Annotated in this window: 18 protein-coding genes and 1 pseudogene; 8 read left to right on the top strand and 11 right to left on the bottom strand. The window is 63.0% G+C overall.

What is annotated here, in order from left to right; genetic code table 11:
- The first annotated feature begins 46 nt into the window (after positions 1 to 46).
- The gene (locus L8F97_RS18480) at positions 47 to 2,335 is read left to right on the top strand and encodes a glycoside hydrolase family 3 N-terminal domain-containing protein (protein ID WP_242153638.1); all 2,289 of its coding nucleotides are present in this window, start codon (positions 47 to 49) and stop codon (positions 2,333 to 2,335) included.
- Here L8F97_RS18480 and L8F97_RS18475 read toward each other — a convergent pair.
- The 3 genes from L8F97_RS18475 to L8F97_RS22675 form a co-directional block, all read right to left on the bottom strand.
- Positions 2,332 to 3,669, bottom strand: a complete 1,338-nt coding sequence (locus L8F97_RS18475; protein WP_242153637.1) for an MFS transporter — start codon at positions 3,667 to 3,669, stop codon at positions 2,332 to 2,334. The genes L8F97_RS18480 and L8F97_RS18475 overlap by 4 nt on opposite strands.
- 204 nt (positions 3,670 to 3,873) lie before the next feature.
- Positions 3,874 to 4,566 carry an SDR family NAD(P)-dependent oxidoreductase gene (locus L8F97_RS18470; RefSeq protein ID WP_277925073.1) on the bottom strand — a complete coding sequence of 231 codons (693 nt, stop codon included), beginning with the start codon at positions 4,564 to 4,566 and terminating at the stop codon, positions 3,874 to 3,876.
- Positions 4,536 to 4,856 (bottom strand): SDR family NAD(P)-dependent oxidoreductase, encoded by a 321-nt coding sequence (locus L8F97_RS22675; protein WP_277925069.1) that lies wholly within the window; start codon positions 4,854 to 4,856, stop codon positions 4,536 to 4,538. Before L8F97_RS22675 ends, L8F97_RS18470 begins: the two co-directional genes overlap by 31 nt.
- A gap of 136 nt (positions 4,857 to 4,992) precedes the next feature.
- Between L8F97_RS22675 and L8F97_RS18465 the strand changes: the two genes are divergently transcribed.
- The gene (locus L8F97_RS18465; protein ID WP_242153636.1) at positions 4,993 to 5,883 is read left to right on the top strand and encodes an AraC family transcriptional regulator; all 891 of its coding nucleotides are present in this window, start codon (positions 4,993 to 4,995) and stop codon (positions 5,881 to 5,883) included.
- Positions 5,884 to 5,994: 111 nt separating this feature from the next.
- Here L8F97_RS18465 and L8F97_RS18460 read toward each other — a convergent pair whose 3' ends face one another.
- From L8F97_RS18460 to L8F97_RS18445, 4 genes are all read right to left on the bottom strand, one after another.
- Positions 5,995 to 7,068 carry a hypothetical protein gene (locus L8F97_RS18460; RefSeq protein WP_242153634.1) on the bottom strand — a complete coding sequence of 358 codons (1,074 nt, stop codon included), beginning with the start codon at positions 7,066 to 7,068 and terminating at the stop codon, positions 5,995 to 5,997.
- A gap of 248 nt (positions 7,069 to 7,316) precedes the next feature.
- On the bottom strand, positions 7,317 to 7,685 hold the full coding sequence (locus L8F97_RS18455) for a hypothetical protein (RefSeq protein ID WP_242153632.1): 369 nt from the start codon (positions 7,683 to 7,685) through the stop codon (positions 7,317 to 7,319).
- A gap of 326 nt (positions 7,686 to 8,011) precedes the next feature.
- A complete protein-coding gene (locus L8F97_RS18450) occupies positions 8,012 to 8,155 on the bottom strand; it encodes a hypothetical protein (protein WP_242153630.1) in 144 nt (47 codons plus the stop codon).
- A gap of 218 nt (positions 8,156 to 8,373) precedes the next feature.
- Positions 8,374 to 8,886: a hypothetical protein gene (locus L8F97_RS18445; protein WP_242153628.1), complete on the bottom strand. Its 513-nt coding sequence runs from the start codon at positions 8,884 to 8,886 to the stop codon at positions 8,374 to 8,376.
- Here L8F97_RS18445 and L8F97_RS18440 point away from each other — a divergent pair.
- From L8F97_RS18440 to L8F97_RS18425, 4 genes and pseudogenes are all read left to right on the top strand, one after another.
- Positions 8,852 to 9,610 (top strand): ImuA family protein, encoded by a 759-nt coding sequence (locus L8F97_RS18440; protein WP_242153626.1) that lies wholly within the window; start codon positions 8,852 to 8,854, stop codon positions 9,608 to 9,610. The two genes, L8F97_RS18445 and L8F97_RS18440, sit on opposite strands and share 35 nt — an antisense overlap.
- On the top strand, positions 9,525 to 10,211 hold the full coding sequence (locus L8F97_RS18435; RefSeq protein ID WP_242153625.1) for a hypothetical protein: 687 nt from the start codon (positions 9,525 to 9,527) through the stop codon (positions 10,209 to 10,211). The genes L8F97_RS18440 and L8F97_RS18435 overlap by 86 nt, the downstream gene beginning before the upstream one ends.
- Before the next feature lie 105 nt (positions 10,212 to 10,316).
- A pseudogene (gene istA / locus L8F97_RS18430) lies at positions 10,317 to 11,546 on the top strand (IS21 family transposase); the annotation flags it as partial.
- A 206-nt stretch (positions 11,547 to 11,752) separates the two neighbouring features.
- Positions 11,753 to 11,935, top strand: coding sequence for a CsbD family protein (locus L8F97_RS18425; RefSeq protein WP_242153623.1), 183 nt, complete (start codon positions 11,753 to 11,755; stop codon positions 11,933 to 11,935).
- A gap of 44 nt (positions 11,936 to 11,979) precedes the next feature.
- Here the strand turns inward: L8F97_RS18425 and L8F97_RS18420 are convergent, their stop codons facing one another.
- Together L8F97_RS18420 and L8F97_RS18415 are read right to left on the bottom strand one after the other, a co-directional pair.
- The gene (locus L8F97_RS18420; protein ID WP_242153621.1) at positions 11,980 to 12,192 is read right to left on the bottom strand and encodes a hypothetical protein; all 213 of its coding nucleotides are present in this window, start codon (positions 12,190 to 12,192) and stop codon (positions 11,980 to 11,982) included.
- 518 nt (positions 12,193 to 12,710) lie between these two features.
- Positions 12,711 to 13,238, bottom strand: a complete 528-nt coding sequence (locus L8F97_RS18415) for a GNAT family N-acetyltransferase (protein WP_242153619.1) — start codon at positions 13,236 to 13,238, stop codon at positions 12,711 to 12,713.
- A gap of 647 nt (positions 13,239 to 13,885) precedes the next feature.
- Between L8F97_RS18415 and L8F97_RS18410 the strand changes: the two genes are divergently transcribed.
- Positions 13,886 to 14,485, top strand: coding sequence for a hypothetical protein (locus L8F97_RS18410; protein ID WP_242153617.1), 600 nt, complete (start codon positions 13,886 to 13,888; stop codon positions 14,483 to 14,485).
- Here the strand turns inward: L8F97_RS18410 and L8F97_RS18405 are convergent.
- The gene (locus L8F97_RS18405; RefSeq protein ID WP_242153616.1) at positions 14,482 to 14,691 is read right to left on the bottom strand and encodes a hypothetical protein; all 210 of its coding nucleotides are present in this window, start codon (positions 14,689 to 14,691) and stop codon (positions 14,482 to 14,484) included. The two genes, L8F97_RS18410 and L8F97_RS18405, sit on opposite strands and share 4 nt — an antisense overlap.
- A gap of 114 nt (positions 14,692 to 14,805) precedes the next feature.
- Here L8F97_RS18405 and L8F97_RS18400 point away from each other — a divergent pair, with 114 nt between their 5' ends.
- Complete coding sequence (locus L8F97_RS18400) at positions 14,806 to 15,780, top strand: toll/interleukin-1 receptor domain-containing protein (protein WP_242153614.1); 975 nt, start codon at positions 14,806 to 14,808, stop codon at positions 15,778 to 15,780.
- 279 nt (positions 15,781 to 16,059) lie between these two features.
- Here the strand turns inward: L8F97_RS18400 and L8F97_RS18395 are convergent, their stop codons facing one another.
- Positions 16,060 to 16,458, bottom strand: coding sequence for a VOC family protein (locus tag L8F97_RS18395; protein WP_242153714.1), 399 nt, complete (start codon positions 16,456 to 16,458; stop codon positions 16,060 to 16,062).
- Positions 16,459 to 16,492: the final 34 nt, after the last annotated feature.

Below are 16,492 nucleotides of genomic sequence, written 5' to 3'. Positions count from 1 at the left end.
AGCGGCGATGCTAGAACGCTGCGTGAATATGGGCGGAGGGTGTGGGATGGACGATCGGATTTCGCGTCGCGCGGCGTTGATGAGTGTGGCGGCCGCCGCGGCGTGGGCAACAAGTCCCGCGCGCGCTTTGTTGGGTCAAACGCACGGCACGCTGCCCGCCTCGGTCGAATCGCTGCTCGCGCGGATGAGCGTCGAGGAGAAGGCCGGCCAGTTGACGCTGATGGCGGCGGCGTGGGCGGGCGGCGCCGCAAACGCGCTCAACCCGATCTCGGCCACCGGCACGTTCGATACGCAACTTGCCGACGTTCGCGCAGGCAGGTTGACCGGCGTGTTCAACGGCAACGGCGCCGAGATGGCGCACCGGATGCAGACCGTCGCGATGCGGGAGTCCCGGCTCAAGATCCCGCTGCTGTTCGCCGCCGACGTGATCCACGGCTTCCGCACCGTCTTCCCGGTGCCGCTCGCCGAAGCGGGCAGCTTCGAGCCGGCGCTTGCCGAACGGACCGCGCGCGCGGCGGCAGTGGAGGCGTCTGCGGCTGGCATCGACTGGACGTTCGCCCCGATGGTCGACATCGCACGCGACCAGCGGTGGGGTCGGGGTGTCGAAGGTGCGGGCGAGGACGTGCTGCTCGGGCGGATGATGGCGGCCGCGCGCGTGCGTGGCTTCCAGGGCGACCGCGGACTGGCGGCCGATGACGCGGTGCTTGCCTGCGCGAAACACTTCGTCGCCTACGGCGCAGGCGAGGGCGGCCTCGACTACAATTCCGTGGACGTTTCCGAACGAACTTTGCGTGACGTGTATTTCCCGCCCTTCCAGACGGCGTTTGGCGAGGGGGCGCAGACGGTGATGGCGTCGTTCAACGAACTGTCCGGCATCCCTGCGACGGCAAATCCTTGGCTTCTTGATACAGTGCTGCGCAAGGAGTGGGGGTTCGAAGGCTTGGTCGTGTCGGATTACACCGGCGACATGGAGCTGATCGGTCATGGCTTCGCGGCGGACGCGCGCGAGGCGACGCGGCTCGCGTTTATGGCGGGTGTCGACATGAGCATGCAGAGCGGCTTCTACATCGATCATCTCCCAGCGCTGGTCTCAGCGGGCGCGGTGCCGATGGCGCGCCTCGATCAGGCGGTACGCCGCGTCTTGGCGTTGAAGGTGAAGCTGGGTCTGTTCGAGGATCCGTTCCGCCGGATCGATCCGAAGCGCGAGAAGGCGCGAATTCGCACCGCGCCCATGCTTGCCCTGGCGCGGGAGTCGGCAAGGCGTTCTATCGTGCTGCTCAAGAACGACGGCGACCTGTTGCCACTGCCGAAGCGCGGCAAGCGGATCGCCCTGATCGGTCCCTTCGCGGCCGGGCAGCACGACCTGATCGGTCCTTGGAACGTCTATGGCTCCGATGCCGATGGGGTCGACCTGTTGACCGGTGTCCGTGCCGCCGTCGCCGATCCAACTTTCGTCACGATGACGCTGGGCTCCGGCGTCGAGCAGCCGATCCCAGGCGGGATCGCTGCGGCCGTGGCTGCGGCGCGGGCCGCCGATATCGTCGTTCTGGCCATCGGCGAGGGACAATCGATGTCCGGCGAGGCGCAGTCGCGCGATGCGATCGTCGTACCCGCACCACAACAGGCGCTCGCCGGAGCCGTTGCGGCGACGGGCAAGCCGGTGGTCGTGCTGCTCCGCAACGGCCGCGCGCTTGCGCTGGAGGGTGCGGCGCTGGCTGCACCGGCGATCTTGGTGACATGGTTTCTGGGGTCGCAATCGGGTCCGGCGATCGGCGACATCCTGTTCGGCGCGGAAGGGCCGTCCGCGCGGCTGCCGGTCAGCTTTCCGTACGCGACTGGGCAGGAGCCCTATCATTACGACCACAAATCGACGGGCCGGCCAAATCCGCCCGGCGATTCCGAGCCGTACAAGGCGCACTACCGCGAGGTTCCGAATGCAGCATTGTTTCCCTTCGGCCATGGGCTGACCTATGGCCGGATCACCTATGCCGGGCTGGAACTGGGCGATACGCGGATGGCGTGGGACGGCACGCTGACGATCCGCGCGACCATCACCAACAGCGGCACGCGCGCCGCGGAGGAGGTGGTCCAGCTCTACATCCACGACGTCGCCGCCAGCATCACCCGCCCGGTCCGCCAGCTGAAGGCTTTCCGCAAGATAGCGCTCGCGCCCGGCGCGGCGCAGGTGGTGACGTTCACGCTCAGCCGCGCCGACCTGTTGTTCCACGGCGTTGACATGTCACCGACGGTCGAACCCGGCGTCTTCAATGTGTGGATCGCACCCTCGGCGCAGGCGGAAGGGGTGAGCGGCACCTTCACCCTGATGCAAGCCTAGTCATTCTGCTCACGAATGTTCGTCGAGAGGCTGGCGACGATCTGTGCATGGACGCCTCGCCGCAGCGGGTTGGCGAGCATCAGCAGTGCGGCCGTGGCGAGGCCGAGTGCCGGTGCGCCAAGCATCAACCATCGTATGCCGACTTGCGCAGTCGGGCTTTGCGGTCCTGCCGGCACGTACCCGATGCGCATATAGACCAATCCCAGCGCGCCGGCAGCCGCCGCCACTGCGAGCTTCTGCATAAGGGCGGCCACGCCGAACGCCATCGCCTCAACGCGCACGCCGTGGCGCATCTCGCCATATTCGACGGTGTCGGGCAGCATCGCATGGAAGCCGATGTTGAGGCCGGTGAAGACGACCTGAAGAGACAGGAGGAAGAGGCGGGGATGGTCGTCACCCGTGGCGGCGAAGCCGATCGCGGCGACGGCCCCGATCGTACTTGCGGCGAACCACGTCGTCCGTGTCTCGATCCGGCGGGCTACCAGCGTCCAGATCGGAACGGAGAGTGTGCCCGCAAGACCCATGACGGCCAGTGTCTGTGGACCACCGGATGGATCGGACAGCACATTCTTGAAGTAGTAGAGCACAGATTGGTTGAGCAGCGCAGCGGCCATTCCCGCGGAAGCTGCGGCAAGGTTGAGCGTCACAAAGGCGCGGTTGCAGCCAAGTGTGCGCCAGCAATCGCGTAGAGACGGTGCCGCCGCATGCGGTTGATGCAGCATCTCTGGTGCCGTACGTGCAACGTTCAGTAGAAGCGGCGTGGCGAATGTGGCAGCCAGAATCGCCGCTGCGAAGAAGCCGGCGCGACCCGTGGGGTCGCCCGTCATCTGCAACCCGATCCAAGGCGTTGCCAAGACTACGATAACGGCGGCGAGTGCGCCAAACAGCATCCTCATGCCCGCGAGAGTGGTGCGATCGGAGCTTTCCGTACTAATCCGCGCGCTCCAAGCAGCGTAAGGCACGTTCACAAGAGCATACATCGTGCGAAAGCTGATTTGCGCCAGGAGCGCCGCGCCCGCTGTCCAAGCGACATCTAGCTTCGTCGGCAGGTACAGCGCGATGGAACTCAATGCGAGCGGTGCGGCGGCCGCATAGATGAACCGGCGGTATGACGTATTTGGCCGCTGAGCGATCATTCCGACGATCACGTCGGCAAGGCCGTCCCACACCGCGCCCGCCATGTAGATCAGTCCGGACAAGGCAGGCGGCAGGCCGAGCACGTCCGTGTAGAAGAACAAGAGAAACAGAGAGACGCTCTGCCAGTAGAGATTGAACGCAAGGTCCCCGGAGGCGAACCGCAACAGCGAGGTTGTAGACGGACGTTCGATCTGCATTCCGCCTTGGATCTACCATGAATTAGCGTGGGCGGCGAGTTGGGGCGGCGAGCGATCTCTACTTGTGGGACAGCTTCAAGGGTGATCCGCTGACGGCGTCTCTGCGATTGTCTGACCGCTCAAGCGAAATCGCATTCGCCAGGCCGCGCCAACTTCGCGCGTAGGTCGTGCAAGGTGACGACGCGGTCTCCCGGCAAAGGTGAATCAAGCTCCAGCTTGGTCTCCAAAACGCTCGCCGACCATCGTCTCGCTCAACGTCCAGAGCGCCTCGGCGCGTTCGGGATCGAGCGCGTACGACTGGACGCCGCCGCGCTCCTCCGGATCATCGACGACGGCGGCGACGTGGCAATCCTCGCAATAGCGGCCGCCTACGTCGTCCGCCGACGCTACGGTGGCAGTCCACACGCTCGTCGCCGCACCTTGAGCAACCGTCTTGTACCGAAAGGTGGCAAGGCCGGCGGCGGCGTTCCGCTCGTTGATGGTGCGGATCAGCTGGGCCTCGGCCGAAGGATCGGTATGGCGGCCAAGCTCGGTTCGAATCCCACCCGGATGCGCCGCCGTAGCTCGGAGGCCAACGTCTCTATGGCGGCGGTCGAATTCAACCGCGAAGAGCACGTTGGCGGTCTTGGACCGGCCATAGGCGACGAAGGGCGCATAGGGGCTGCGCTCGAAGCCGGGATCATCGAGATCGACGTCCGTGAAGCGGTGACCGGCCGATGCGAGGACGACGAGCCGTCCGTCTCTTGCGATCATCGGGACGATGCGGTTCACGAGCAGGAAGTGGCCGAGGTGATTGGTTCCGAACTGAGTTTCGAAGCCGTCTACCGTATGTCCGAAGGGAGTTGCCATCACTCCCGCGTTGGCGATCACCGCATCGAAGGGGCGGCCATCGGCCAGCAGCGCGTCGGCGCACGCGCGTACGCTTGCAAGGTCGGCGAGACTAGCCGGACAAGCTCCAGTCCGCCACCGCCCGACGCCGCAGCCCCGCGTACCGGCGTGGTTGCGCGCTCCGCCTTGTCGAGATCACGTGCGGTGCCGACCACCTGCGCTCCGTGCGCGACCAGCGCTCGCGCGGTCTCGACGCCGAGACCTGCGGATACCCCGGTGACCAGGATGCGCTTGCCGGTGAGATCATGACCGCGAAGAACCTCGTCGGTCGTGGTGGTGTCATCGAACGTGATCGTCATCGCTGGATCCTCTTCATCGGTTGCGGATGAAGAGATGGGGCACGGACGAAGCATCGCCTCGTCTGATCTGCTCGCTATCTTGCCCGATCGCCTCAGGAGGGTTGCGGGTCGGGCTTCCCCTGCGCACGTTGGGCCAATGCAACAACAACTTCTTCGCCTACGCGATCTGATCGGCCGGCATGCCCTTGCGGAGCGCACCGACACCGTCATAGATGGTCTCACACTGCTGCGCGCTTCGGCACCCGGTGCCGTCACCACTGGCGTCTTCGAACCGCGCGTGTGTGTCGTGCTTCAAGGTGCCAAGCTGGTGACGATCGGCGGCGAGACGTTCCGGTACGATCCCGCCAGCTACTTCGTCGTGAGCGTGGCGGTGCCGGCGAGCGGTGGCGTGGCCGAAGCGACACGGACGGAGCCCTACGTCGCGGTGAGCCTCGTCATCGATCGCGCCGCAGTCGCCGCCCTTCTGACCGAACTACCCGAACGCGCTTCCAACTCGCAGCGGGGCTTCGGTGTAAGCAAGGTCACGCCTGCGCTTCTCGACGCGCTCGGGCGCGTGCTGGACCTGCTCGACAATCCGGCGGACGTCGCCGTGCTCGGTTCGACGCTTCAACGGGAACTGCTCTACCGTCTGCTTCAGAACGACGATGGCCAACTGCGCCGGGTCGCACAGGAGGATAGCAGCACCGCGCGCGTCGCGCGTGCGGTGAGTTGGATACGCACCAACTTCGATCAGCCACTGCGGATCGACGAACTCGCCAGAGCCGTGGGAATGAGCCGCGCATCGCTCCACCGGCACTTCAAGGCGGTCACGACCATGAGCCCGCTCCAGTATCAGCAGACGCTGCGTCTTCAGGAGGGGCGGCGGCTGCTGCGCGAAATCGGCAGTGCCCAATCGAGCGCCCACCGGGTTGGATATGGAAGCGCGTCGCAGTTCAGCCGCGACTACGCCCGTCTGTTCGGGCTTCCTCCGGCGCGCGATGCCGCTGGGCTGCGGAGCGCTGCACCGAAGGGGCGAGTCGATGGGTGACTTCGAAGGGGCCGGTCGGTCGGCCGTTGGCGCAAAAGCGTGGCGATCTGGCCCATGCACTCTCGGCATACCGCTCAGCAGGTTCGCCGGGAGTTTCAAACTAGACGGCGGCTATCGCTGTGGTTCACTGTCCTCGTCATTCGCCGTCCGTTCGTCGACGTCAATCTGGAGACGGCGTCCAAGCGCCGCAAGCGAAGTCGCATAGCTCTGGCGCAGCTTCCGGTACCGCTCGAAAGTCCTGCTCTCGTCGGCGAACAGCGTGTATCCCGCCTTTTCCATCCGTGCTCGATGCGAGCGGAAGCGTTCGCGGTCGGTGGTCTCGGCCTGCTGCTGATGCGCTGTCGCAAACTGATCGGCCATGTCGCCGAGCATGCGCGCGCCGGTCCTCAGCACGAAGTGCGCGCCGGCGCGGGCTTCCGGAAGCGGATCCGATACGGAGGCGTCGAGCAGCGCCGCCGCGTCCAGAACGGCGCCGAACGCGGCCAGCCACTCGCACCGGCTGTCGTTGGAGCGGAAGAACAGCAGGATCGGGAACGCCCGGTGGCTGATCGCCACCTCCGTCGCCCACAGCTCCCAAGATTCGAAGAATGGGCCGAGCCGTCCGATGATCGCCTCCTCGGCATATGTCTCCAGGATGGCGATGCCCGCTGGCGGCAGTGTCACGTGGGACTCGAGCCTCAACACGATAGTTTCACGCCGGCTGAAGCCCGCCTGTATCGATATGAGGAAGGTCGAGACGACCGTCACTGTCGCGAGGCCCGCGACCGAGCATATCAGCACGGCTATCCGCGTGAAGTCCCCCTCGACCTTGCCGTTGATTCCGAGCGTGGAGAAGGCGGAACCGGCGGCATACAGCGCATCAGCGAGCGTTTTGAACTCGGGCGCGAAGTGCGCGCGGTCAGCCCAGAAGATGAGGCCGAAGCCGACGATGAGCAGCGCCGCCCAGACCACCAGGTTTAGAACCAGCATCAGTGGAGCGAGACATGCGCGGATCGTCTGGCGCAGACGTAGTCCCGCGATGCGATTGGTGCTCGCCTGCCATAATGGGAAGAGCGCCATGGTGAGCGCCGGACCGACGCGAAGCACCGCGCTGCTGGCGCGTGGCACCAGCAGCGATCGGAAGATGTCCGCGGCGGTGACCACCAGAAGGATGCAGCCTGCCGTTCCGAAGAGGAGATCGGTCATCGATGGGCACCTTCCGTCGTCAGGACACTTCCAGCGACGCTGACGAATTCGTCGCGCGGAGGCTACATGACCCGGAACGGCTAGCCAACCGCTCATGCGATTCGATCCATCGACCGAATGCAGCCGGCCCGACCGCCTCTATGGCGCAGCCACTGACGCTCGGATCACTAGCGAAGTCAAACCCCTGGATAGGTCGATGGGCTCTCACGGAGGCCTTGCCGGACCAAGGTCGCGACGAGCGTGCCGCCTCAAAGCATGTCGTATTTGATCTGCTCGGGCGCAATGGACCAGAGCATCGGCAGGAAGTCGGGCTGTGCGAGTTCCTCGCCACCCGTGAGCTCCATCCACATGCCGAGTTTGCGTCGGCCGAGCATCTGGCGTTCGCCGTCGTCGAGCATGACCACGTCGCCGTCGCGGTACGTCTCCATCGGCTGCCAGTCGGGTTCCCAGGTGGTTCCGGCAGCGTCCTTCTCCGGATGATGGAACGCGTCGCCGGTCACCTGCACGTCCGGGACGGCGGGTGCGTGATGTAGGCCGATGCCGAGCGAGCCCTCGATCTCTGCACGTGCGGTCGGCGGCAGATCGGCGAAGTCCGGGTCTAGCTTCTCGTTGGTCATCGGGTCGTTCCTCGGGGCTGGAGATCAGGCGTTTCGTCGCTGCGTGTTGCAGCCTGAACGCGGGCGACCGTCACATGATCCGGCCCCGTCACCTCGCGTCATCACGAGCTTCGACCTGCGCCTGCCCTGACGGCGACGACCGGTAGATGATCGGCGGCTTTCTGCTAGAAGGCTTGACGAACTCGTGCCGCAGTTGGACGTCGGCTCTTTCTTAGACCCCGCGGCCGCCTGCGAACGGCAAGATCGCATCACCGGTCGGCGTCAGCCGGCCGCTCACCCGACGGCGTCCATGTTCTGCTATATCGAGGGGCTAAGGGCTGGCTCTCCTACTTGCCTTTCGGTGGAGTCGCTTCGATCGCATCAAGCTGTGCGAGCAGGTCGGCGAACTGATCGTCGTCGGGCTGGAGATGGTAGACGCGGCTCAGCTTTGATCCGAGCGCGTCGAGATCCTTCTGGGTGAGCAAACCCACGGCTACGGCTCGCTCGGTGTGCAAACGTCATCTCCTTGGGCTTCGGACATCAACCAAGGCGAAGCGTGTTTTGTTGCGAATAGATCGCACGGAACGTTGATTGGGGTCTGTTTGGATGTCGCGATTGCTGTATCCGTCACGGACGCCACGTCGATCAACATGCCGTCAGGAGGAACGGGTCGGCGAGGCGCGGGACGGCTCTGCTTGAGGCTCCTGGGTTAGACTTGCGTGCCCATCTGCGGCTCCGCCTGGCCCTGCCGCCCCCGCTCGCGGATCAGCGCCTTGAGCTGCTTCTTCAGCGTATCGCCCGAAAGGTGCGCATGCACGCTCTCGTGCTGCTCCTTCGTGAGTTGCCGCTCGATGTCCTTGATGGTTGGGTATGATCCAGATCTGGCGAGTTCGTACGCACGTTCGACGGTGTTCTTCATGGTGTTTCCCCCTGGCAGTCGCGCCCCAAGCATGCCCCTATAATTGAGGCTCTGGCGGCTCGCCACGGTCATTATCCAGCCGTCGCGGATCGCGATCCGTTCTCCATCCCGCTGAACGGCATGGCTGCAGTGAGGCCGCTTGAGCCCAGCCGCAGCATGAATGATCGTACGTCCTGCCCGCGCTTTCCACAGGAATGTGATGGCCAGCGGCTTGACCAGACCCGATCCCACATGGAACATAAAGCGAACAAACCGAGTCTTGCTCTTTATGCTCACGACCCCGACACTCTCCTCGTCGACCATCGCGCGGCTCCGTGCGATTGCCGTTCCGTCGACCAGCTACCGAACCGTGCCGTTCGGCGTGGAGGGACTCGACGCGCGACTGGTTGGACGCGGTCTGCGCGCAGGCGCGCTCCACGAGGTGGCGGCGCGCAGCTGCTCGCTGATGGACGATGCCGCGGCGACGCTGTTCCTGGCCGGCATTGCCGCTCGCGAGGCGGCGGGGACGGGTGCGCCGGTTCTCTGGACAAGCTGCCGGTGCGATCTCTATGCGCCGGGGCTGGCGCAAGCCGGGCTCCGTTCGGCGGACGTGATCCATGCGCAGCCACGCGACGACCAGCAGCTGCTCGCGGTGGTCGAGGACGCGATCCGTGACGGGACGCCGGCGGTGATCGCGGAGGCGTCACGCGTGTCGATGGTGGCGACCCGCCGGCTGCAGCTGGTGGCGGCCGAAGCCGACATCCCGGTGTTGCTGATGCGACGCCGGCGCAGCCGCGACGCCGACCCGCTCGGCGAACCTTCCGCCGCCTGGACGCGGTGGCGGATCGGCGTCGCGCCGTCCGAACGGCTGCCGGTCGCGGGCGTGGGACGCGCGCGCTGGTCAGTTGAGCTGGCGCGGCAGCGCGGCGGCGAGGCCTTCTCCCTGGTTCTGGAGGCATGCGATGAGACGGGTCGTCTCGCTGTTCCTGCCGCACCTCGCCGTCGAACGGCTGAGGCGGTTGGAACGGCCCGCGGCGCCGCCGCCTGAGCGGCCGCCACTCCAGCTCCCGGTCGATGACGACCCCGGCGCCTGCTCGGTGCCGCGGGGCGGCGGCTGGCGACCCGGCGCGCGCTGGGCACGGTCCGAGACTTCGACGCGCGAGGAGGTCGAGCGGCAGATCGCCGCGCTGCCGGTCCACGCCAAGCCCCCGGTCCGCGAACTCGGCCGACGATCGGAAGCCGCCGAGCATCCGTTCAAGCGCCAGGCGCCATCCCGGGATGGCGCAAACGCTGGGGCCTCTGTCATGGTGCCGGCGCCAGAGATAGTGGTGCAGACGCCCATGGCGCTTGTCGCGAAGGTGGGCCGCCGCGAGGAGGTGGTCGCCGCCTGCGCCGCGGCCACTGCGCTCGGCATCGCGGTCGGCATGGCGGCGACGCATGCGCGTGCGCTCGTGTCCGACCTCGACGTCCGCCCGCATGATGCCGTCGCCGACCGGCGCCTGCTCGACCGGCTGGCGCTGCTGGCGGTGCGGCGGTGGTCGCCCGTAGCGGCGGTGACGCCGTCCGACGGCATATGGCTCGATCTCGCCGGATGCGATCATCTGTACGGTGGCGAGGCTCGCTTCTGCCGACGGCTGCATGCGTGTTGATTTCCACTGAGAGCTGACCCGGAGAAGGCATAAATTTCCACCGAGAAGTGACCCGTGTCTCAATCTCACCCCGGCAGGCTGTCGGGGGATCAAGGAGTGATAGACATGGCGTTACTGAGCGTCATCCGGCGCTGGGCATTCCGGGACGGGATGTCGATCCGGGAGATAACCCGACGTACAGGGCTTTCGCGCAACACGATCCGCAAATACCTGCGGTCGGACGCGCTGGAGCCGAAGTTCGAAACGGTCGACCGGCCGAGCAAGCTGGATCCGTTCGCGGACCGGCTGTCGGGATGGTTGAAGACGGAAGCGAGCAAATCGCGCAAGCAACGGCGCACCGCCAAGCAGATCCACACCGACCTGGTCTTGCTGGGCTATGACGGGTCGTACAGTCGGGTAGCGGCGTTCATCCGGGTGTGGAAGGCGAACCGTCAGGTTCAGGAGCAGACGACGGGCCGGGGCATATTCGTGCCGCTGGTGTTCACCGCCGGCGAAGCCTTTCAATTCGACTGGAGCGAGGACTGGGCTATCCTGGGCGGCGAGCGGGTGAAACTGCAGGCAGCACACACCAAGCTTTCACACAGCCGCGCGTTCATCGTGCGAGCGTATCCGCTCCAGACCCACGAGATGCTGTTCGATGCGCACCAGCATGCCTTCCGCGTGCTGGGCGGAGTGCCGCGGCGCGGGATCTACGACAACATGAAGACAGCGGTCGACCGTATCGGCACGGGCAAGGCGCGGCAGGTCAACGCGCGCTTTGCGGCAATGGCGAGCCACTATTTGTTCGAGCCGGAGTTCTGCAATCCGGCATCGGGTTGGGAAAAGGGTCAGGTCGAGAAGAACGTCCAAGATGCCCGTCGCCGGCTGTGGCAGCGGCTGCCCGAACTTCCCGATATTGCTGCGCTTAACGCATGGCTGGAAGAGCAGTGCATCGCGCAGTGGGCACAGATCCCGCACGGCAACCTGCCGGGCACTGTTGCCGAGATATGGGCGCAAGAAGTGCCGGAACTGATGAAACCGGGGCGCCCGTTCGACGGCTTCGTCGAGCATATCAAACGGGTGTCGCCGACCTGCCTCGTCCATTTCGACCGCAACCGCTACAGCGTCCCGGCGTCCTTTGCGAACCGGCCGGTGAGCCTGCGGATCTACCCTGAGCGCATCGTCGTGGTCGCGGAAGGGCAGCGGCTATGCGAGCACGTCCGGGTGATTGACCGGGCACACAGCTCGCCAGGACGGACCATCTACGACTGGCGCCACTATCTGGCGGTGGTCCAGCGCAAGCCGGGTGCCATGCGAAATGGTGCGCCCTTTGCGGCGTTCGCCAAGGCGCTTAAGCTCGACGATGACGCCACCAAGCTCGAAGCTGCGGTGAAGGACATGCACCAGGGCGATGACCTTATGAGCGAACTGGCGGAATCTGCCGTCAACGTTGAAGCGGTTGGGGACTAAATTGCCGAGCCGGGCTGTAAGCCTGGCCCGTCCGCCTTATCTGAGATGTAGGTCCGGCAGCGTTGGGCGTGTCGGCAAATTGGAGATACCCCATGGGTGAGTTCACCGACAAGCTCGACGCTGCTGGCAACAAGATCGCAGGCAACGTGAAGGAAGCCGTTGGTAAGGCGACCAACAACGACAAGCTGACTGCAGAGGGCGAGGCCCAGCAGGTCAAGGGCACGGGTCAAGACGTCAAGGGCAGCGTCAAGGGCGCGCTTGGCGACGAGATCTAACCGGCGCGTTGGGGCTGTTTAAACAGCCCCAACCACTGGTATTGTTAAACTTTCGACAGCCGTGCAGACTCTTTCAACTTTATAGTTTGGTCATCGACGTCACTGACAATTACGCCAACGTGAAGATCATCGCCTTTTTCCGTGCCGAGCGACTTAGTCGCTTCCTGCCCATCCATCGACACTTCAAGTTGTCCCGTGACACCGATTTCGTTGAGTGCCGACTGGATAACAGTCGCTACGTCTTTGGCATTAGCCATAATGTCGTCTTTTGTGACTAGCGGAACTGAGGGCCACTCCGCTGTGTACGTCGAGACATAGCAGGTACCGAACTGGATAGCGAATGATGTGACGTCAGGGATCTGTTCTCACGAATGGTACGATCCGTAAGAACGGACGGTCGATCATCAATTTGTTAACGCAGGTTCCGCGCTTAGGGCATAGCTGGTGGGAAGCGGCCTGTCCGCTTTGGTGCAGGGGCCGCGGTAAGCGGACGTCCGTTCAGATAGCGGGGCATGCGTGCGATCGGCCGCTCTTTGGAGGTTACAGCCCGGCCGCTTTCAGGGACAAGGCTCACGTAATCTGCTGTTCGTTCAGTTCATATTGTTTGAATGGCATCGTCGAACGGTTTCCCACCTTAGCAGCTGACGTCGCAGAGGGAATGCGATGCTTGTGAGGGTCACAGCCCTTCTACCCTCCTGCCAACGGCCGAAATGCAGGAACTGGAGTGGAACATCGGGCAATCTGTGATCCCGGTGTGATCCCAGGCATACAGATGCTATGAGGTAGACGAAACAACGGGCAGTGCCATTTCCTGACGCACAATTGGGGCGTCGATGCCAGCCGCCGGCTCCGCCACTTCGCTGTCGTTAGCGCCAGCAGGCGGCTCGGCGTCCGCATCAGCCGACAGAGCGTCGATCTGCGCTTTCCTTGCTCGTTCCTGTTCAACCACCTGCACGGCAGTCTGCAGGGGCAGAAACATTCTCGCGCCACCATCATACGGCTCGAAACCGAGCGCTTCATAAAATGGAATGACGTCTGCGTTGATTGGCGTCAGGATCATGTGGGGGAGGCCGATCTGTGGGCCAATCTCCGCAAAGATCGTGATGGCCGTACCAACAAGGATCTTGCCGAGGTCTCGTCCCTTATATCGATCTCGGACGGCGACGTTAACCAGATGAAGGCAGGGGAACCACCTGCCTTCGCCAAAGGCATGATAGTGGAAGCCTTTTAGCTTTTGGATATTCTCTACCGCCGTCGCGATTGCGAAGTACCCGATGAGCGTGTCATTGGATTTGAGGTGCATGCAATGCACCCGAACAGTGCCTCGCCCGTCACACTTCAGGCCTTCCTTCGACAGCCAACGATCAACCTCATATTCTCCACAGCGAAACCCATTTACCCAGGTTTCGCTGCTGAGTGGCTTGTAGAGAAATTCCGGTGTCGGTCCTGCGGACCCCACTTACGCGTCCGTTTTGACGTGCGTGAAGTGCATCCTTACGACGTCCCGCAATGCCTCGGTCGGCGCAGCATGTGTGCGAGCACCAAACCTAAACGCAGCCGCAGTGGCGCTATAAGCAGGCTTACCGGGTTTGAAAGGAGATCCCTTCACCGGCTTACCCTGCGATGGCTTAAACGACCCGGAACGAGTCGATCGTACTGACATTTGACCCTCCTCGGCCTTGATTGATTGCAACCTCGTCACAGCATCTTGGACTGTTGACGCTACGGTCAATATAAGGGGACGTTCCCTAACGAACGCAAGCCAAATGCGGTTAACGTACCGCTTCGTTGGCTAACCGAGACAGGGGTGTATGCTGGCGCAACCAACATTGTTGGTTGCGCCAGCATACACCCCTGAACCGCGAGATCAATAGCGATATTCGCAAGCCACGGTGTAAAATACGATATAGGAAGGTTGCTCGAAATTGCAAAATATGCTTTTGCAACAAAATGCAGAACAGGGATTTCCGTACTCTCGAACGACAGCTCCTCACCGAAATTGCAACGAAAGATCGTGAGATTGCACTGCTCAAAGCCGAGCGCGAGGTGCTCGAACGAGTACTATATAATGCACGAAAGCGAGAAATAGGAGACCTCGAGGTAACGCGATCGAACAGCATCGGGCGCGTCATGGCCGAGGCTGCCATTTTGAAGCGACTGGAAGGCGCTTTGAGGGCGGGTGTCGACGTCCGGCAGCTGGAGCTCACCGCTCGCACCGCAGTCCCTAGCCTCGCCCAATCCACATTCAGGTCCCATCTTCATCGATTGAAAGAACGTGGTCTGATCGAAGCTCCAAAACGGGGAAGCTGGAGGCTGGTAGAAGACAAGCCGATATTTAGCGTCGGCGATCTCGTTCGACACGGAAAACTTGGCGTTGGCACGATCACCGGACTTCATGAACCGTCCACCCTTTCCGATCGCAATTCGCCCAGCGGGAAAAGGGAAGTAGGTTGGACGTACTTGGTTGATTGGGATGGACCGGAACAACAATCAGGTCGCTACATCGGGAAATTTCTGGAACTGGTGCACTCAGCTGGTGAAAGCCGTTAGCCGTAGCGGCGCAGGATCTCGCCATACCCCCCGTCGAGGTCAAACGCCGGCATCTCCCCGCTCATGTTCAGGCGAATGACCATCCCTAGCCAGCGGTCGTGTTCGCCGCCCACCACGCGCAAGCGAAAATCTCCGCCACCCCATGCCGCCTCCTGCTTAGAGCGAGACAGGAACGTCTTATGAATAGCGATGTGGTGATCCGGCAAGAGGCTTCCTATGTTGGGCTAGCGTAGCGCTTCAATGGTGAGATCGAGAAAGCCTTGTTCCCCTTGTGTGCCGCCCGACCGTCCCCCACTATCCTTGGAGAGCGGAGAACCGAGATGGCCAAGGTATTCTTTTCGTACTCGCACGCTGACGAAGCGTTGCGGGACCAGCTGGAGAAACAGCTCTCGCTCCTAAAGCGGCAGGGGATCATCGAGACGTGGCATGATCGCCGGATTGGAGCCGGGCAGGAGTTTGCCCGCGAGATCGACCAGCATGTCGAGAGTGACGACATAATCCTGCTTCTGGTCAGCGCCGATTTCATTGATTCCGACTATTGCTATGACCTGGAAATGCGGCGGGCGATGGAGCGCCATGACGCGGGCGACGCTATCGTCATTCCAGTGATTCTTCGCCCATGTGACTGGCATGGTACGCCGTTCGGTAAGCTTAACGCGACGCCACCCGACGGGAAGGCTATCACCACCTCGCCTGATCGTGATCAGGCGCTGCTGGAAGTTGCGAAGGCCGTGCGTGGCGCAGCCGACCGGCTCAGCAGTCGCTCGTCGCCGACGAGTGCTGCGGCCGCTCCTGTGACAACAGGTGTCAGTATGGCGGCGCCGCTATCCACCAGAGGCCCGCGGTCGAGCGCCCTGGCTCTGGCCCGTACGTTCACCGAACGGGACAAGGACACTTTCAAGCTCGAGACCTTCGAGTATATCTCCCGGTACTTCGAGAACTCGGCGGCTGAGCTAACTGCTCGTAACCCAAGCATCGAGGCGACCTTTCGCCGGATAGACGCGAACCGCTTCTCTACCATCATCTATCGTGACGGGCAGTCGATCGCACGCTGCTCGATATTCATGGGCGAACGGCCATACTCCTCTGGGATCGCCTATTCCTCGTCCGACATGTCCACGAACGGATACAATGAAGCGTTGAACGTCGAAGCGGACGACCAAAGCCTATTTCTGATCAGCATGGGCATGGCAGCGATGAGCGGCCACCGCGGCGGGTCCGGCAAGTTAACGCAGGAAGGCGCCGCTGAGCTCTATTGGCAGATGCTTATTAGGCCACTGCAGCCACGAATGTAACGTATGGCGCCCGACGCCTACAAGGATGCAGTTCGGGGGTCCGTACTCGGGTTTCGCTTCCTAGTTTTGCTGCAAGCTCAGGCTTCTCCGCCTGCCCACTGCGATGATCAATGCGCCCAGATGAATGACCGTCCGGTATTGGACACGCCGTACACGAGCTGGAATGTCGCATTGTGGGTCTTCGAGGCGGTATCGTCTACCGCAGTTCCTTCGTGGCGAGCCTGCCGCCCGTCCATGCTAAGACGGGCGGCACCTTAAAGTTGACGTGCGGCGGCAATATCACTTCGGGAAATGAATCCCACAAAGCTTATTGCCATCGGGGTCGCGAAAATAGGCGAGTTCGATCGTCCCCATCGACGCAGTCTCGCGTGGGCCAGGCGGGGCTTCGATCGAGGTGCCGCCATTGGCTACCGCGGCATCGTGAAGCTGCTTCACTTGTTTAGATGAGTTGCATGAAAAGGCGACGGTACTGCCGTTCGCAACGGTCGCAGGTTCATCGTTGATCGGCTGGCTGACGATGAAGTTTGTTCCGTTGCCATTATTGTAGATAAGCCGGGTGTGGCCGCTGTCGGCGATATTTCGCAACGGTTCACCGACACCGATCATGCCAAGCACCGTATCGTAGAATTGCTTCGATCGCTCGATGTCGTTCGATCCGATCATGGTATGAAACAGCATGCTTGCTCTCCTGTTCAAGGCGTTATTAGAGCGG

Origin of the sequence: Sphingomonas sp. BAUL-RG-20F-R05-02, assembly GCF_022662305.1 — a bacterium.
In the GTDB taxonomy this organism is placed as follows: Bacteria; Pseudomonadota; Alphaproteobacteria; order Sphingomonadales; family Sphingomonadaceae; genus Sphingomonas.
The sequence above is the reverse complement of the archived record's forward strand: the minus strand, read 5'-3'. Positions and strand labels throughout refer to the sequence as shown.

What these genes read in the sequence shown, in the direction of transcription:
- L8F97_RS18480 (WP_242153638.1), top strand. Translation starts at nt 47, where the DNA reads ATGGACGATCGGATTTCGCGTCGCGCGGCGTTGATGAGTGTGGCGGCC.
- L8F97_RS18475 (WP_242153637.1), bottom strand. Translation starts at nt 3,669, where the DNA reads ATGCAGATCGAACGTCCGTCTACAACCTCGCTGTTGCGGTTCGCCTCC.
- L8F97_RS22675 (WP_277925069.1), bottom strand. Translation starts at nt 4,856, where the DNA reads ATGACGATCACGTTCGATGACACCACCACGACCGACGAGGTTCTTCGC.
- L8F97_RS18465 (WP_242153636.1), top strand. Translation starts at nt 4,993, where the DNA reads ATGCAACAACAACTTCTTCGCCTACGCGATCTGATCGGCCGGCATGCC.
- L8F97_RS18460 (WP_242153634.1), bottom strand. Translation starts at nt 7,068, where the DNA reads ATGACCGATCTCCTCTTCGGAACGGCAGGCTGCATCCTTCTGGTGGTC.
- L8F97_RS18455 (WP_242153632.1), bottom strand. Translation starts at nt 7,685, where the DNA reads ATGACCAACGAGAAGCTAGACCCGGACTTCGCCGATCTGCCGCCGACC.
- L8F97_RS18440 (WP_242153626.1), top strand. Translation starts at nt 8,852, where the DNA reads ATGCTCACGACCCCGACACTCTCCTCGTCGACCATCGCGCGGCTCCGT.
- L8F97_RS18445 (WP_242153628.1), bottom strand. Translation starts at nt 8,886, where the DNA reads ATGGTCGACGAGGAGAGTGTCGGGGTCGTGAGCATAAAGAGCAAGACT.
- L8F97_RS18435 (WP_242153625.1), top strand. Translation starts at nt 9,525, where the DNA reads ATGAGACGGGTCGTCTCGCTGTTCCTGCCGCACCTCGCCGTCGAACGG.
- L8F97_RS18425 (WP_242153623.1), top strand. Translation starts at nt 11,753, where the DNA reads ATGGGTGAGTTCACCGACAAGCTCGACGCTGCTGGCAACAAGATCGCA.
- L8F97_RS18420 (WP_242153621.1), bottom strand. Translation starts at nt 12,192, where the DNA reads ATGGCTAATGCCAAAGACGTAGCGACTGTTATCCAGTCGGCACTCAAC.
- L8F97_RS18415 (WP_242153619.1), bottom strand. Translation starts at nt 13,238, where the DNA reads ATGCACCTCAAATCCAATGACACGCTCATCGGGTACTTCGCAATCGCG.
- L8F97_RS18410 (WP_242153617.1), top strand. Translation starts at nt 13,886, where the DNA reads ATGCAGAACAGGGATTTCCGTACTCTCGAACGACAGCTCCTCACCGAA.
- L8F97_RS18400 (WP_242153614.1), top strand. Translation starts at nt 14,806, where the DNA reads ATGGCCAAGGTATTCTTTTCGTACTCGCACGCTGACGAAGCGTTGCGG.
- L8F97_RS18395 (WP_242153714.1), bottom strand. Translation starts at nt 16,458, where the DNA reads ATGCTGTTTCATACCATGATCGGATCGAACGACATCGAGCGATCGAAG.